This is a genomic window from Streptomyces sp. NPDC002463 (genome assembly GCF_042889835.1).
Lineage (GTDB): Bacteria > Actinomycetota > Actinomycetes > Streptomycetales > Streptomycetaceae > Streptomyces > Streptomyces nymphaeiformis.
The window spans coordinates 1-14,755 of sequence record NZ_JBIARL010000025.1 but is presented as its reverse complement, the minus strand read 5'-3'; the positions used below and the strand labels follow the sequence as shown (position 1 = coordinate 14,755).

14 protein-coding genes are annotated in these 14,755 nt (G+C 71.1%); 8 read left to right on the top strand and 6 right to left on the bottom strand.

Annotated features, from left to right (window positions below):
• The first annotated feature begins 195 nt into the window (after positions 1 to 195).
• From ACFYX3_RS35420 to ACFYX3_RS35385, 8 genes are all read left to right on the top strand, one after another.
• Positions 196 to 1,101 carry a universal stress protein gene (locus ACFYX3_RS35420; protein WP_389022671.1) on the top strand — a complete coding sequence of 302 codons (906 nt, stop codon included), beginning with the start codon at positions 196 to 198 and terminating at the stop codon, positions 1,099 to 1,101.
• On the top strand, positions 1,098 to 2,111 hold the full coding sequence (locus ACFYX3_RS35415) for a universal stress protein (protein ID WP_389022668.1): 1,014 nt from the start codon (positions 1,098 to 1,100) through the stop codon (positions 2,109 to 2,111). Before ACFYX3_RS35420 ends, ACFYX3_RS35415 begins: the two co-directional genes overlap by 4 nt.
• Before the next feature lie 131 nt (positions 2,112 to 2,242).
• The gene (ppsA, locus tag ACFYX3_RS35410) at positions 2,243 to 4,645 is read left to right on the top strand and encodes a phosphoenolpyruvate synthase (protein ID WP_389022665.1); all 2,403 of its coding nucleotides are present in this window, start codon (positions 2,243 to 2,245) and stop codon (positions 4,643 to 4,645) included.
• Positions 4,646 to 4,887: 242 nt separating this feature from the next.
• Positions 4,888 to 5,301, top strand: a complete 414-nt coding sequence (locus tag ACFYX3_RS35405; RefSeq protein ID WP_389022662.1) for a CBS domain-containing protein — start codon at positions 4,888 to 4,890, stop codon at positions 5,299 to 5,301.
• A gap of 218 nt (positions 5,302 to 5,519) precedes the next feature.
• Positions 5,520 to 5,978: an Hsp20/alpha crystallin family protein gene (locus ACFYX3_RS35400; RefSeq protein WP_389022659.1), complete on the top strand. Its 459-nt coding sequence runs from the start codon at positions 5,520 to 5,522 to the stop codon at positions 5,976 to 5,978.
• Positions 5,975 to 6,478, top strand: coding sequence for a flavodoxin domain-containing protein (locus tag ACFYX3_RS35395; RefSeq protein ID WP_389022656.1), 504 nt, complete (start codon positions 5,975 to 5,977; stop codon positions 6,476 to 6,478). Before ACFYX3_RS35400 ends, ACFYX3_RS35395 begins: the two co-directional genes overlap by 4 nt.
• Positions 6,479 to 6,590: 112 nt before the next feature.
• Positions 6,591 to 7,118, top strand: a complete 528-nt coding sequence (locus tag ACFYX3_RS35390) for a hypothetical protein (RefSeq protein WP_389022652.1) — start codon at positions 6,591 to 6,593, stop codon at positions 7,116 to 7,118.
• Positions 7,111 to 9,843, top strand: coding sequence for a cation-translocating P-type ATPase (locus tag ACFYX3_RS35385; RefSeq protein ID WP_389022649.1), 2,733 nt, complete (start codon positions 7,111 to 7,113; stop codon positions 9,841 to 9,843). Before ACFYX3_RS35390 ends, ACFYX3_RS35385 begins: the two co-directional genes overlap by 8 nt.
• On the opposite strand, the gene ACFYX3_RS35380 is transcribed toward ACFYX3_RS35385, so the two are convergent.
• From ACFYX3_RS35380 to ACFYX3_RS35355, 6 genes are all read right to left on the bottom strand, one after another.
• Positions 9,780 to 10,442, bottom strand: a complete 663-nt coding sequence (locus tag ACFYX3_RS35380; protein ID WP_389022646.1) for a DUF4389 domain-containing protein — start codon at positions 10,440 to 10,442, stop codon at positions 9,780 to 9,782. The two genes, ACFYX3_RS35385 and ACFYX3_RS35380, sit on opposite strands and share 64 nt — an antisense overlap.
• A 5-nt stretch (positions 10,443 to 10,447) precedes the next feature.
• Entirely contained in the window at positions 10,448 to 11,053 is a 606-nt protein-coding gene (locus tag ACFYX3_RS35375; RefSeq protein ID WP_389022642.1) for a CBS domain-containing protein, read from the bottom strand.
• A 42-nt stretch (positions 11,054 to 11,095) separates the two neighbouring features.
• Positions 11,096 to 11,734, bottom strand: coding sequence for a hypothetical protein (locus ACFYX3_RS35370; RefSeq protein ID WP_389022638.1), 639 nt, complete (start codon positions 11,732 to 11,734; stop codon positions 11,096 to 11,098).
• Positions 11,735 to 12,111: 377 nt separating this feature from the next.
• Positions 12,112 to 13,440 carry a nicotinate phosphoribosyltransferase gene (locus ACFYX3_RS35365; RefSeq protein ID WP_389022635.1) on the bottom strand — a complete coding sequence of 443 codons (1,329 nt, stop codon included), beginning with the start codon at positions 13,438 to 13,440 and terminating at the stop codon, positions 12,112 to 12,114.
• A 2-nt stretch (positions 13,441 to 13,442) separates the two neighbouring features.
• Positions 13,443 to 14,096, bottom strand: a complete 654-nt coding sequence (locus ACFYX3_RS35360; protein WP_389022632.1) for a CBS domain-containing protein — start codon at positions 14,094 to 14,096, stop codon at positions 13,443 to 13,445.
• A gap of 10 nt (positions 14,097 to 14,106) precedes the next feature.
• Positions 14,107 to 14,586, bottom strand: a complete 480-nt coding sequence (locus ACFYX3_RS35355; protein WP_389022629.1) for a cyclic nucleotide-binding domain-containing protein — start codon at positions 14,584 to 14,586, stop codon at positions 14,107 to 14,109.
• Positions 14,587 to 14,755: the final 169 nt, after the last annotated feature.

The following is a 14,755-nucleotide window of genomic DNA, read 5'->3' as shown; positions in this document are numbered from 1 at the left end:
CTTCGTCCGGAGTCCGGATCGACGAGGGTGTCCAGAGCCTCAGGTTGCTGCCCCTTCGCTCCAGGCAGCAGGGGCCGGGCAGGTCGCGATGGGGACCGAACGGCCCATCACGAGGGGACCCCGCGGTGTCAGCGTGGGAGGTGTCGCCCCTCGGGACGTTCTCCCGAGCCTCGGGCGTACTCCGGAGGTGGAACCATGAACAGCGAGACCCACGTCCGACCGGAGCTCGGCAACGTCGTCGTGGGAATCGACGGCTCCCCCTCCGGGCGCTCGGCCGTGCTGTGGGCAGCCTCCGAGGCGGACCGTCGGGGGCGGCCCCTGCATCTCGTGCATGCCGCCGACACCGACCGCCGGGCCCTCTACGCCAACGCAGAGACGCTTCAGGCAGCGCGTGAAGCGGGCCGCGACCTGCTGACCGAGGCTGCGAGCGCGGTCCGGGACCGCTTTCCGGACCTTGCCGTCACGAAGGAACTGAGCCGCCAGGAGCCGGTGGCCGGCCTCCGGGCGGCGGCCGGCCACCGGGGAACGATCGTGGTGGGCAACCGGGGGCTCGGCGGTTTCTCCGCTCTTATGCTCGGCTCCGTCGGTCTTGGCGTGGCGGCCCGGGCCGAGGTGCCGGTGATCGTCGTACGCGGGGAGGGCGATCGTCCCGAGACGGGCTCGGTGACCGCGGCCGTGCACGACGCGGAGGACCTGGGGTGGCTGCTCCTCGCGGCGGCCGAGGCGGAGGCCCGCAAGGCGGCGCTGCGGCTCGTGAGCGTCTGGAACGTGTTCACCCACGTCGGCAGCGTCGCCACCATGCTCGACGACCTCGACGGGATCGCCCGGCAGCGCGTCCACGAGGTGAAGGTGCTCGCCGACCGCGTCCGCGACGTCCATCCGGATCTCATCGTGGGGCACCACGTGGAGACGGGCACGAGTACCCCCGGCATCCTGATCGAGGCCAGCGGTCACACCGACCTGATCGTGATGGGCCGCGATCATCGTCCGCTGGGCGTCGGACCGTCCCTCGGACGTGTCGCGCACGCTTTGATCCACCATGCGCACTGCCCTGTGGAGATCATTCCGCCCTCCTTCGTGAAGCCGGACGCGGAACCATGAACGACGTACTGGTCGGCGTCGACCCCCAAGACCTCTCGATCCCGGCGCTGATCTGGGCTGCCGACGAGGCGGCGCGCCGCGGACTGCGGCTGCGCCTTGTCGCGGCTGTGCCATCCGTGCACGACAGGCTCTGGTACGACGCGCTCGCGCATCAGGGTGCCATGCGGATCCGTGCGGAGTCGGCGCTGGCCAACGCGGAGGACCTCGTGCGGGAACTGCACGACGGAGTGCGGACCGCGACCGAGCTCGTCGACGGGGCACCGGCCACGGTGCTGCGCGACAGTGCGTCGCACGCCACACTCGCCGTCGTGGGATCGCGCCGCCTCGGCCGGGTCGGCGAGGTCCTGAGCGAGGGATCGGTGGTCGTGCCGCTGACGGCACACGCCGACTGTCCGGTCGTCGTGGTCCGTGCCCCGGAACACACCGCGGTTCACCCCCCGACCCTCGTCGTCGGCGTGGACGGGAGCGAAGAGTGCCGGGAGGCCGTCGCGTTCGCGGTCGAGGAGGCGAGCCTGCGTGAGGCGCGGCTGCGCGCGGTGTGGGTCTGGCCCCGCTCCCTCCTCTCGCACGGCGATGTGGAGGAAGGGCTCGCCGAGCGCCGGCGCCGGCTGTCCGAGTCCGTCGCGGGCTGTGTGGAGCGGTATCCGGACGTCCGCATCACCGCGGAGGTCCTGCGAGGACACCCGGTCGAACAGCTCGCCCTGACCTCCCAGGAGTCCCTCGCCCTGGTCGTCGGACGCCGAGGACGGGGCGGTTACACGGGCATGCGGCTCGGCTCGACGGTCCACGGCCTGCTGCACCACGCCGAGTGCCCGGTGATCACCGTTCCCCGCCCGGAACGAGAGGGGCTGGACGGCGACCGGTCGTGGGCCGACCGGACCCGCTCCCACTCGGACCGACCGGCCCCGGGCTCCGTGACCCGCTCGGCACTGGGCGCACCCGGTCCGGGGCGGGACGGTGGAGCGAAGGGACGCCCTGCCGTCCGTCCCCCCGAGCACACGGAGAGGTGAGCACCATGCAGCGCATCCGGATCAGCCTCCGGCCTCGCCGTCCCCGCGGGCCCGCTCCCCCCGGCCTGCGCACCCCGTCCGGTCGGCCCCTGCCGTACTGAGGAGGCCCGAGAGCCGTGGAGGAGACCATCATGGGACCGATACGACACGTCGTGCCGTTCAGGGAACTGGGGCGGCACGACGTGAGCCGAGTGGGTGGCAAGAACGCCTCGTTGGGCGAGATGACCAACCGGCTCGGCGCCGCGGGCATCCGCGTTCCGCCGGGATTCGCCACCACCGCGGGGGCGTACCAGGAACTGCTCGACTCCCGCGACCTCCGCCGCCGCGTGGAGGCGCAGATCGACAGACTGCACGAGGGGGCCCGGCTCGACGAGGTCGGGGCGGCCATCCGTTCCCTCTTCCTCGCGGAGCCGTTGCCCGCACCCGTGCGGGACGCTGTCCTCGCGGCGTACGAGCGGCTGGCCGAGGAGGCGGGTCGGGAATCGCCCGAGGTGGCGGTGCGCAGCAGCGCGACCGCGGAAGACCTGCCCGAAGCGAGCTTTGCCGGACAGCAGGAGACGTACCTGAACGTCCGTGGCGCCGACGCGCTCCTGGAGGCGTGCACCCGCTGCTACGCCTCCCTGTTCACCGACCGGGCGATCGACTACCGCGAGCGGATGGGCTTCGACCACGGAGCCGTCGCCCTGTCCATCGGCGTCCAGATCATGGTCCGCTCCGACCTCGCCGGTGCCGGGGTCGTCTTCACGCTCGACCCGGAGAGCGGTTTCCCCGACGTGATCGTGGTGAGCGCCGCCTGGGGGCTGGGCGAGACCGTCGTCAGCGGCCGGGTCGACCCCGACGAGTACACCGTCTTCAAACCGAGCATGAAGGACCCGGGGCTCGACCCCGTGATCGACGTCCGCATCGGCAGCAAGAGGCTCAAGACCGTGTACGCGGACACCGGGCTGACGCGCACCGTGGGCACCCCCGAAGGCGAGCGGAACCAGCGGGTGCTCGACGACCGGGAGGTCCGCACGCTGGCAGGCTGGGCCGCGGCCGTCGAGAAGCACTATGGCTGCCCCATGGACCTCGAATGGGCCAAGGACGGCCTCACCGGCGAGCTCTGGATCGTCCAGGCCCGCCCTGAGACCGTCCAGTCACGACGACGCACCACCACGCTGACCCGTCGGCGGCTCACCACCACGCCCGGTGAACCGCTAGTCGAGGGCATCGCCGTAGGCGAGGCGATCGGCCAGGGTCGTGTGGTCGCGCTCGACGCCCCCGTCGACCTCGACTGCTTCCCACAGGGAGGCGTCCTCGTCACCGGCGTCACCGACCCGGACTGGGAACCGGTCATGAAAAGGGCCGCCGCCATCGTCACCGACCACGGCGGCCGCACCTCGCACGCCGCCATCGTCAGCCGCGAGCTCGGAGTCCCCGCCGTCGTCGGCACCGGCAACGGCACCCGGATCTTGCGCGACGGCCATGCCGTGACGGTCTCCTGCGCCGAGGGCCAGACCGGACGCGTCTACGACGGTCTGCTCCCGTACGAGGAGACCCTGACCGACCTCGCGGAGCTGTCGGCCACCCGTACCCGGGTGATGCTGAACCTGGCCGATCCCTCGGCCGCCTTCCGCTGGTGGCGGCTGCCCGCGGATGGCGTGGGACTCGCCCGCCTGGAGTTCATCGTCGCCCACCAGGTGAAGGTCCACCCGATGGCCCTGCTGCACCCGGAGCGGCTCGACGCCCACGACCGGCACGTCATCGAGCGGCTCACCGAGGGCTATCTGGACCGGGGTGACTACTTCGTCGACCGACTGGCCCACGGCATCGCCCGGATCGCGGCCTCCCGCTGGCCGGCGCCCGTCGTCGTACGCACCAGTGACTTCAAGACCAACGAGTACGCCAAGCTCCTCGGCGGCCGGCCCTTCGAACCGGACGAGGCCAACCCCATGATCGGCTGGCGCGGTGCGAGCCGGTACTACAGCGACGGATACCGCGAGGGCTTCGCCCTCGAGTGCCGCGCGCTGCGCCAGGTCCGCGACGGTATGGGCCTCACCAATGTGATCGTCATGATCCCCTTCTGCCGCACACTCGGCGAGGCCGACCACGTGCTCGCGGTGATGGCCGACGAGGGACTGGTACGCGGAGAGAACGGGCTTCAGGTCTACGTCATGGCGGAGATACCGGCCAACATCATCTTGGCCGAGGAGTTCGCACAACGCTTCGACGGTTTCTCGATCGGCAGCAACGACCTCACCCAGCTCACCCTCGGCGTCGACCGCGACTCCGAGGCCCTCGCCCACGTCTTCGACGAACGCGACCCCGCCGTCATCCGCAGCATCCGGACCCTCGCCGCCCGCGCCCATGCGGCCGGCCGGCCGGTCGGACTGTGCGGGCAGCGGCCCAGCGACGATCCGGCGTTCACTGCGATCCTGGTCGAAGCGGGCCTCGACTCGATCTCGGTGGCGCCGGACAGTTTCGCTGTCGTCAAACGGCACGTGGCCCGCGCGGAATCGACGCGCGAGAGCGGCACCGGACGGAGGGAGCAGTGACCATGCCCAGGAAGACACGGCACCGAGTCGCCCGGAACATCGAGCCGTCGGCCCGACGCGGGCCACGGGCGGCCACAGGGGACACACTGCCCGGTCGGCCCAGGCCCCACCAGCTGCCGGCGGAGCGGACGAACGGGCGTCCATGGCGCCCCGTGCACACCGTCAGGGTGTCGGCGCTCTTCCTCTGAAAAACGACGAATCGGCCGATCGTCAACAGGGGGAACGGAAAGGAGGACACGGCCATGACGACCGCGAGGGACATCATGCACCCCGGTGCAAGCTGTGTGCAGGAGAACGAGAACCTGATGGAGGCCGCCCGCCGTATGAGTGAACTGGATGTCGGCGCGCTGCCCATCTGCGGGCCGGACAACCGGCTCCACGGCATCATCACCGACCGGGACATCGTGGTGAAGTGCCTTGCCAAGGGCAAGGACCCCCACCAGATGACGGCCGGGTACCTCGCCCAGGGCAAGCCGGTCACTGTGGACGCGGACGCCGACAGCGAGCAGGTGCTCCGCACGATGCAGGACCACCGCATCCGCCGCGTGCCCGTGATCGACGACCACCGCCTGGTCGGCATGATCAGCGAGGCGGACCTGGCACGGCACCTGCCGGAGGAACAGGTAGGGCACTTCGTCGAGGAGATCTGCTGCTGACAGCACCGGCGCCGTGGCGCCCTGGGCCGGTCGGCCCCGCTGGAAGCGGCCCATTCGGCCCCGTCGGACAGCCCCCTCGGACACTGCGCCACGCGGCCTCTCAGGCGGAAGAGTGGGTTACGGAGCCGGACCGGGCTCCGTAACCCGATCCGCCGCCTGTCCGCACCGACTCGGGCCCATGGCGGCCTGCCCGGGCCCCGTACACGAGGAGCAGCACCATGACCGGAGGCAAGGTGGAACGCAGGCATGGCCTCTTCCCCGACTTCGACAGCTGGTTCGGCAGGGAGTTTCCAGGGCTGCCCGGATGGCGACCCGCGACGGCGGCTCACTCCATTCCCGTGGAGGTGACCAGCGGTGACGGCGTGTACGTGCTGCGGGCCGAGCTCCCGGGAATGGACCCGGACCATGACATCGCCATCACCGTCGACGACAACCTCATCACGGTGAGCGCTGAGCACAGCGAGAGCACGGAGGACAAGGAGCACTCGGAGTTCCGTTACGGATCGTTCCGCCGAACCGTGCGCCTCCCGGCCACGATCCCCGCCGACGACGTCGAGGCGTCGTACGCGGACGGAATTCTCACCATCCGCATCCCGATGCCGGATGAGACGACCAAGACCGGACGGACCATTCCGGTGAAGCGAGCCGACACCGAGAGCGGAGGGGAACGGACATGAACCGCAAGCGCGTCCTGGTCGCCTACGGCAGCAAGCACGGCGCGACCAAGGGAATCGCAGACGAGATCGGCCGGACGCTCCAGGCCGACGGCATCGACACCGTCGTCCTGCCGGCCGACACCGTCACCGACGTCAGCGGCTACGACGGAGTCGTCCTCGGCGGAGCCCTCTACGCCGGGCGGTGGAACGGCAAGGCGCGACGGTGCGCCCGGCGCAACGCCGGGCAACTTCGCCACCGGCCCGTCTGGCTCTTCAGCAGTGGCCCCGTAGACAGCTCCGCCGAGCGGCACGACATCCCGCCCGTACGCGGTGTCGCCCGACGGATGAAGAAGCTCGGTGCACGGGAGCACATCACCTTCGGCGGTGCCGTGACCGCCGACAACCCGGATCTCATCGCCCGGTCCCTGGTCCGCCACGGCAAGGGCGGAGACTTCCGCAACCCGGCACGGATCCAGGAGTGGGCCCATCACATCGGAACCGAACTCGGCACCACGAGCTGAACGGTGTCACGGTCCGCCCGGCCACTTCATTCGGAGATGCGACATGGACCACCACAAGCGGTCGGATCCGGGACCTACGCCGTCCAGGCGGGGACCTGGCCGACGCGCCGCCTTGGTCTTCGTGCTCATGCTCGCCCTGATCTGCGGGGCCGTCGCCGCCGGGAGCATGTGGAAGGCCGGAGCCAAGGCCGATCGTGAACTAGCCGCCCATCGCCACCAGGTGACGGCGACCACCACCGGGCCGGCCAACGAGCCGTCCGTCGCCGCCCGGTACGGTACGAAGCCGCAGGCCGTCGCACCTGCGGTCTGGGAACAGCCCGACCACATACGTCGGTCCGGCACCATCCACGTTCCTCCCCGGACGCCCCAGGGCCACACCGTGACGATCTGGGTGGACGACGCCGGTACCCCCGCCCGCCCCCCGGGCAGTGCCGTCGACCGCGCGCTGACCTCACTCGCGGGCGGAAGCCTTGCCGCGGCCGCCGTCGGAGCGGTCGGGGCCGGTGCGCTCGTCCTCGTACGGCGGCGGACCGAAGCCCGCCGGCTCGCGGTCTGGGAACAGGAGTGGGAACTGGTCGAACCCGAGTGGTCCGGTCGGCTCCGACGACGGGGGAGCGCTCCGGAGGCCGACGATGACTGACCGCGCCGCCACGGAGCGGGCTGCCACGTCAACCGAAGTGCTGCCGTTCGACCCCAGCGAGCCGCTGCCCAGGCTCCGCCGGGAACTGGCCACCGGGCCGGACGGGCTGTCCGCCCGCGAGGCCGCCCGTCGCCTCGCCGTCCACGGCCCCAACGAGGTACGGCGAAAGGCCCGCAACTCCTTCGTGCGGGAGCTGGTCGGGCAGCTTGTCCACCCTCTCGCCCTGCTGCTCTGGGCCGCCGCCGCGCTGGCTTTCGTCGCGGACCTCGGGGTGCTCGGCTGGGCGATCCTGGCCGTCATCGCCGTCAACGCGGGCTTCGCGCTGCTTCAGGAACGCCAGGCCGAGCGTGCGGTGGAGACCCTCGCGCGCTACCTGCCCGAGCACGCGCTGGCCGTACGCGACGGCCGGCCCCTCACCGTGCAGGCCCGCGACCTGGTGCCGGGCGACGTGATTGTGTTGGACGAGGGTGACAAGGTTCCTGCCGACGCGCGCGTCACCGAAGGCGGAGTGGAAGTCGATCTGTCGATGCTCACGGGGGAGTCCGTACCCGCTGAACGCATGGCCGCGGCCGGGCTCCTCGGCGCCCCGTTGCTGGAGGAGCCGAACCTCGTGTTCAGCGGGACGACCTGTGTCGAGGGACAGGCCCGGGCCGTCGTGTTCGCCACCGGCAACCACACCGAGCTCGGCCGGATCGCCGCCCTCAGCCAGCGGACGCGGCGCGAGGCGAGCCCGTTGGAACGACAGGTCAAGAAGGTCGCCTGGCTCATTGCCGGCGTCGCCACCGGCATGGGAGCCGTGTTCCTCGTCGTCGGAGTCGCAGTCGGACTGCCGGTGACCGACTCCCTCATGTTCGCCATCGGGCTCCTCGTCGCCAATGTCCCCGAGGGACTACTCCCGACCATCACGCTGGCCCTCGCCGTCGGCGTCCGCGCGCTGGCCCGCGAGGGTGCCCTGGTGAAACGGCTCAGCGCCGTGGAGACGCTCGGTTCCACCAGCGTCATCTGCACGGACAAGACCGGCACGCTGACCCGTAACCGGATGCGGCTGAGAGAACTCTGGACCGCCGGTCGTGGAGCGGAATCCGGACCCTGGGCAGAGGAGCTGGTGCGGGCGAGCGCCCTGTGCACCACCGTCACCCGTGAGGAGGATGGTGAGCTTCACGGCGATCCGACCGAGGCCGCCCTCGTCACTGGGGCCGCAGACCACGGGGCCCCGGTGGATCTCGCCCGGCGCGACGAGGGACGGCGCAGACTGTTCCGCTTCGACCCCCGGTTGCGGCTGATGTCCGTCGTACAGGACGACGAGGCGACCGGTCGCCTGCGGATCGTCGTCAAGGGGGCGCCCGAGGCGGTGCTGACGCGTGTCCTTCCTGGCGCCGCTGTGGACGCTGCCCGCTCGGCAGCGCAGGAGCTGGCCCAGGGCGGCATGCGGGTCCTCGCCGTCGCCGCACGCGACCTGCCGCCGGGCGCGGAACCGCCGTCACGCCGCCAGGACGCCGAGTCGGGACTGACACTGCTCGGTCTGGTCGGTCTCTACGACCCGCCGCGCCCCGAGGTGGCGGAGGCCGTCCGCCGCTGCCACGAGGCGGGGATCCGGGTGCACGTCGTGACGGGCGACCACGGGGCCACCGCCGCGGCCGTCGCCCAGGAGGTCGGCATCGGAGTGCCCCGACTGCATGTGGTCGCGGCCTCGGAGTCGCTGCGCGACGACGAGCTGGACCGGCTCCTCGTGGAAGGCGACGACGAGATCGTCTTCGCCCGTTCCTCGCCCGAGACGAAACTCAAGGTGGCCGACACTCTGCGGGCCCACGGACGGATCGTCGCCATGACCGGCGACGGTGTGAACGACGCTCCCGCACTGCACCGCGCTCACATCGGGGTGGCCATGGGACGCTCCGGCACCGACGTCGCACGCGAGGCGGCCACCATGGTGCTCACCGACGACGACTTCGCCACCATCGTGACCGCGGTCGAATCCGGGCGCCGCGTCTACGACAACGTCCGCAAGTTCATCGTCTACATCTTCGCCCACGCGACCCCGGAGATCGTTCCCTTCCTCGTCTTCGCGCTCTCCGCCGGCGCGGTCCCGCTCCCGCTCACCGTCCTCCAGATTCTCGCCATCGACCTGGGCACCGAGACCCTGCCCGCCCTCGCTCTCGGCCGGGAGCGCTCCGAGCCCGGCATCATGGAACGGCCACCCCGGCCACAACACCAGGGTGTGATCTCCCGAGACATGCTCGTGAGGAGCTGGGGATACCTGGGGCTGGTCTCCGCGGCACTGGTCATGGTGGGCTACTTCTACGTGCTCTGGCGGGCGGGCTGGCATCCGGGCGACCCTACGGGCACGGGCAGTGCCCTCCACCTCGCCTATGTGACGGCCACCACGGCCACTTTCGCAGGCATCGTCACCTGCCAGGTCGGCACGGCGTTCGCGGCCCGCACCGATCACGCGGCGCTGCGCGACATCGGGGTGTTCTCGAATCCGCTTCTCCTTGCCGGTATCGCCTTCGAGCTCGCCTTCACCGCCGCCCTCGTCTATGCGCCCCCGCTCCAGGACCTCTTCGGCACGGCCGCCCTTCCTCTGGACGTCGTCCTGCTCGTCGCGACGTTCCCCGTCCTTGTGTGGGGCACGGACGAGCTGAGACGCGCCAGGCGGCGCCGTCAGCGGATCGCGCCCGCCGCAGGTTCCTCGTCACCGCCCTGGTCGAGGCGGAAGGGCGGGTAGGCGTCCGTCATCAGGCTCGCGTACGCGGCGACGCGCAGTACCCAGCGGTTCAGTCCCACGATCAGGACGAACAGGTCGCGCGGATAGCGTTCGGTGAAGGTGAGGGCGAAGCCCGCGATGATGGCGAGCAGGGTGATCAGGCCGCCGCTCCACCAGCCGGCGCGCATGCCGCCGGTGAGGAAGGCGATGATCAGGTAGTGGGGGATGGCGAGCAGCCACCATTTGACCAGGACGAGCGAGCGCGAGAGCCGTTCCGGGTAGGCGATGTCGAGCCGGGCCGGGTAGTCGGGTTCCGGGCCGAGGCTGAAGGGCGGGTAGCGGTCGGTGCCGAGGGCGCCGTACGCGTAGTACGACACGCGCCACGACCACCGGAGGACGCCGAGGTTGAAGTCGAACAGGGCTCGCGGGTAGCGCTCGGTGAACAGGATGGCGAAGAACGCGATCACCGTCACGACGAAGAAGGCGATCCAGAGGAAGATCAGCACGATCCAGTGCGGGATGACCAGGATCCATTTGACCAGCCACAGCCAGCGTGACAGCGGGGCGTCGAGGTCGGCCGTCACCGACACCGGGGCGTACGAGGTGCCCGGGGTGTCCATGATCATCACTTCCTCGACAGGTCGTCGTCTTCGTACGTGAGGCGGTCGACGACCCCCACGACACCGTCGACGCTGTTGCAGAGCCTGAAGAGCACCGGCACGAGGCTGCGACGGGCGACCGTGCCGCTGAGGGTGACCCTGCCGTCCGCGACCTCCACCGAGAGGGCCGATGGGCTCAGCCCCAGGGTGTGGGTGACGATGTCCTCGACGATCTCCTCCTGGATCGCCCGGTCCCTGCGCAGAAAGAGCTGGACGAGGTCGCTGCGGCTGAGGACGCCCACGAGCCGACCGCCGTCGTCGACCACGGGCAGACGCTTCACCCTGGCCCGGTCCATCACCCGGGCGGCCAGCACCACGCTCCACTCGGGCCGGGCGACGACGGCGGGGCTCGACATGAGTGCGCCCGCGGTGTCGAGCCCGGCCCCGGCGGCTCGGCGGCGTGCCAGGTCCGCCTCCGAGACCACGCCCAGTGGCCGGTTCGACTCGTCCACCACGCACACCGCGGTGATGTCGAACTCGTCCAGGAGCCGTGCGATCTCTTTGAACGTCGTGTCCGGAACGACGCTGACCGCCGTGGGTGTCATCAGATCCGCGACGCTGCGGTGCCTCATCGCTCGTCACCTTCTCGTGCGTTCGACGGCGGCCCCCACCCCTCAGGATCGCCCGCTTCCGCCACCTCGGGGAGGGCCGTCCGGCCCCTGGGGCTGCCCGTGGTCGCCGGCGTAGGCCGCGAAGCCCCTCTCGGATCCTCCTCCCGTGCGCAGAAAGCGCTCGTCGAGTACGACGGACAGGTCTTCCAGCGCCCTGCGCAGTACTGACGCGGAGAGCCGGACGTCCGGGTGGTGCGCCGCGGTGGCCTGGTCGTCGAGGCCAGCGGCGTAGCGGAGCTGCCTGGCCAGGGACGTGTTCTCCACCCCGTCGTGGAAGTAGTACGAATTGGCGTACTGCAGGAAGTCGACCGTGATCGTGGAGAGGGCCGAGGCGAGGCCGTCGAGGAGCGCGGCACCCCCGTCGGAGTCGAGCGCCTGGGCGGTGGCCCGGCTGCGGCGCACGTGCGACAGCCGCAGGGCCAGCGCTCTGCGGCGGGCCAGCGCGGGGTAGATGCCGAGGATCCAGGCGACGGTCGCCGACAGCAGGACGAAGCCCACCAGGGCCTCCATGGGGGCGAGTGCGCGCAGCCATCCGGAGGTCGGCGCGATGTCGCCGAGCCCGAGCGTGGCCAGGGGGGACCAGCGAGATGTAGAGGGCGTCGAGCGGGCCCGCGTGTTCGGACGGGACGAGCCCGGCCGCATACGAGAAGTCCTCCGGCATGTGGGGCCAGTAGATGAGCCCCTATCCCACGGCCATGGTCAGCGCCCACACCGCGACGGCCGTCACCATGCCGAGCGGGCCCGCGAGACCGGCTGGCCGCAGGCGCTTGCCGAGGTGCTGGGACACCACCACGAGCCTGCTCAGACCGCCGTGACGGGTCGGGTGCCAGAGCCGTGTGGAACACGTCCCGGAGGATGAACAGCACCAGGACAGCGCTCGCAGGCGGCGCAAGCCACGTCATCCCGGCACCTTTGCCATGGGCGGCGACGGAGTCCCGCCCCCCGGCTTCGATCTCAGCCCACTGGCGGTGCCCGCTCGCCCCTTCGGGCGCGCTGCCTCGGGCTGCATGCCGCAGGTGCTACAGCACCTGCGCCCGCGTCTCGAGCCGATGCCGTACGGCTGCCGTCAGGGCCGACAGCCGGGTCGACGCCACCGGCAGCGGCGGCACCGGGTCCTCGATGCGCCGGGCCTCTTCTGGCAGTGCTTCGATATCGGCCTCGAAGCGGGCGCGGGCGGCGTCCAGGGTGTCGGGCGCCTCGGTGCGGAGCCCGCCGCGCATCACGGTCCGCAGCAGCGACTGCCCGTCAGGCGGCTCCTCGTTCGCCAGGGCGATGACGTCGTGGAAGCCGACGCCGCGAAAGACCTGCTTCGGGCCTGGAGCCGTCGCCTTCGCCGACGAGAGCTTCATGACGGGTCGCCCGTCGTACTCGACCAACTTGTACGCCGCGTCGAGATACGGAGCGTCGGCGGCCGTGCCGACCTTCGTTCCTACGGCGTACGCGTCGATGGGAGCCCCGTCCCGTACGAGCCGGTCGACGCCGTACTCGTCCAGACCGCCGCTCGCGATGATCTGTACGTCCCCGAGTCCCGCCTCGTCGAGAGCGGTGCGGGCCCGGTGGGCGAGCGCGCCCAGGTCGCCGCTGTCGAGCCGGACCGCGCAGCCCGGGCCAAGATCGAGATCTGTGAAGACGCGTGCGGCGGTCGCGACGCCGCGGTCGGTGTCATAGGTGTCGACGAGGAAGGTCACTGGGCCCGGATGGGTGCGGGCGAAGGCTCGGAACGCCTCCTCCTCGGAGGTGAAGGTCTCGATGTAGGAGTGGGCCATGGTTCCGGCGGCGGGGATGCCGTACCGGGTCGCGGCGGCGACGTTGCTGGTGCCGGCGAAGCCGACCAGGGCACAGAGGCGCGCCGCCTGCATGCCGGCCTCGGGCCCGTGGGTGCGGCGCAGCGAGAAGTCCACCAGGGGGCGTCCGGCGGCGGCGAGCACGCAGCGGGCCGCCTTGGAGGCGACCGCCGTCTGGTGACAGACGAGGGACAGCAGGTATGTCTCCACGAGCTGGGCCTGTGGCAGCGGCGCGGTGACCTCCAGGAGCGGCTCGCCGGCGAAGACGAGCCGTCCTTCGGGGACGGCGCGGACCTGCCCGTCGAAGGACAGGCCGTGCAGCGGTTCGAGGTCCTTGACGGGTCGCCGCAGGGCCTCGGCGAATTCCTGGAGGTCGGCTCGCCCCACCCGGAGCCGGGATAGGTAGTCGAGGGCCGGCTCGAGCCCGGCGGCGACCAGGAATCCGCGGCCCGGTGGAAGGTCGCGCACGAAGAGGCTGAAGGTGGCTGGGGCGCACATGTCTTCCCGTAGGTACGAGAGCGCCATCGTGACCTCGTACAGGTCGGTGGTGGTCACCTCGGACATGGCTACGTCCGGCCCTGGGCGGTGAGGTCGCACCGTACGTCCACCACGCCTTCGACGGCCCGGGCCAAGCGTGCCGCGAGAGGAATGAGCGCGCTGTCACGGACCTCGCCGGACAGGGTCACGACACCTGCGTCGACACGGACCTCGACCTCCCGCCGGGAGAGCGGGAACAGGTGCTCGATGACGCCGTGGCGCACCTCGGCGGCGAGATCGTCGTCCGGGCGGAGGAAGACCTTGAGGAGGTCGGCCCGGCTGACGATCCCCTGGATGGTGCCGCTCGTGTCCACCACTGGCAGCCGCTTGATGCGGTGGGTGGCCATGAGGCGGGCGGCCTGGGGCAGGGATGCCTCGGGGGCGACGGTGACGGCGGGCGAGGTCATCAGGTCCTCGGCTCGGCGAGCGCCGGCCTTGGCGGTGGCGTCACCTCTGCGCAGCTGTTCGACGAGGCCGAGACGGTGGTCGTGGAACTCCTCCTTGAGGAGCAGGTCGGCCTCGGAGACAACCCCGACTACTCGGTCCTCTCCCTCGATGACCGGTACGGCGGTCACCTTCCACCGCTCCATGGCGGTGACGATCTCCTTGAACTCCGTGCTGGGCCGGACGGCGACGACCTTCTTGGTCATCACGTCGGAGACGGTGAACGGCTGGGCGGTCATTGCTCTCTCCTCAGCGGGCGTAGGCCAGGGGTTCGACGCCGACGCGCGGCACGAGGTCGTCAAGAAGGCGACTGCGGGCGGAGAACAGCCGGCGCGCCATCGTCGCGGCGACACACGCGAACAAGGCCTCGCCGACGGACAGGTCCTCCGCGCAAAGCTCCCTGACGGCTCGCGCGTCGAACTCGAGGGCGTGAACCTCGGTGGTCGCCGTGGCACCGAGGCGCCAGTGGTAGGGCGGGATCAGCCAGGAACAGCCGAGGAGCGAGCCGGACGCGAGGGTGTCCACGACGGCGTTGCGGCGTCCCGGGACGTGCGTGTCGAGATCGACCCGCCCGGATTCGATGATCCAGAAGCGGTCGGCATGCTGCCGCGCGCGGAAGATGCGTGTGCCGGCGGGGAAACGGACCGGGCGGGAGCGCTCCAGGAGCCGGTCGCGTGCCTCCGGAGCGAGTTCGTTCAGCAGCGTCCTCGTGGTGCTCGTGGTGCTCATGGTGTCCTCCAGCCCTTCTCCCACAGGTTCCCGCGCGGCGGGCAGGCACCGGGAGGGCCGCGTAGGGCATCCCCGGAGGGCCGAAGGGCCCGGGTCAGCGGACCAGGACGGCCTCGCCGGAGCGGGGGACGACGGCCGTCCAGCCGAGCTCGTGGTCGATGCGGTCGCG

Excerpts from the sequence above, each read along its gene's own strand:
- ACFYX3_RS35420 (WP_389022671.1), top strand. The coding sequence starts at position 196 with ATGAACAGCGAGACCCACGTCCGACCGGAGCTCGGCAACGTCGTCGTG.
- ACFYX3_RS35415 (WP_389022668.1), top strand. The coding sequence starts at position 1,098 with ATGAACGACGTACTGGTCGGCGTCGACCCCCAAGACCTCTCGATCCCG.
- ppsA (WP_389022665.1), top strand. The coding sequence starts at position 2,243 with ATGGGACCGATACGACACGTCGTGCCGTTCAGGGAACTGGGGCGGCAC.
- ACFYX3_RS35405 (WP_389022662.1), top strand. The coding sequence starts at position 4,888 with ATGACGACCGCGAGGGACATCATGCACCCCGGTGCAAGCTGTGTGCAG.
- ACFYX3_RS35400 (WP_389022659.1), top strand. The coding sequence starts at position 5,520 with ATGACCGGAGGCAAGGTGGAACGCAGGCATGGCCTCTTCCCCGACTTC.
- ACFYX3_RS35395 (WP_389022656.1), top strand. The coding sequence starts at position 5,975 with ATGAACCGCAAGCGCGTCCTGGTCGCCTACGGCAGCAAGCACGGCGCG.
- ACFYX3_RS35385 (WP_389022649.1), top strand. The coding sequence starts at position 7,111 with ATGACTGACCGCGCCGCCACGGAGCGGGCTGCCACGTCAACCGAAGTG.
- ACFYX3_RS35380 (WP_389022646.1), bottom strand. The coding sequence starts at position 10,442 with ATGGACACCCCGGGCACCTCGTACGCCCCGGTGTCGGTGACGGCCGAC.
- ACFYX3_RS35375 (WP_389022642.1), bottom strand. The coding sequence starts at position 11,053 with ATGAGGCACCGCAGCGTCGCGGATCTGATGACACCCACGGCGGTCAGC.
- ACFYX3_RS35370 (WP_389022638.1), bottom strand. The coding sequence starts at position 11,734 with ATGCGGCCGGGCTCGTCCCGTCCGAACACGCGGGCCCGCTCGACGCCC.
- ACFYX3_RS35365 (WP_389022635.1), bottom strand. The coding sequence starts at position 13,440 with ATGTCCGAGGTGACCACCACCGACCTGTACGAGGTCACGATGGCGCTC.
- ACFYX3_RS35360 (WP_389022632.1), bottom strand. The coding sequence starts at position 14,096 with ATGACCGCCCAGCCGTTCACCGTCTCCGACGTGATGACCAAGAAGGTC.
- ACFYX3_RS35355 (WP_389022629.1), bottom strand. The coding sequence starts at position 14,586 with ATGAGCACCACGAGCACCACGAGGACGCTGCTGAACGAACTCGCTCCG.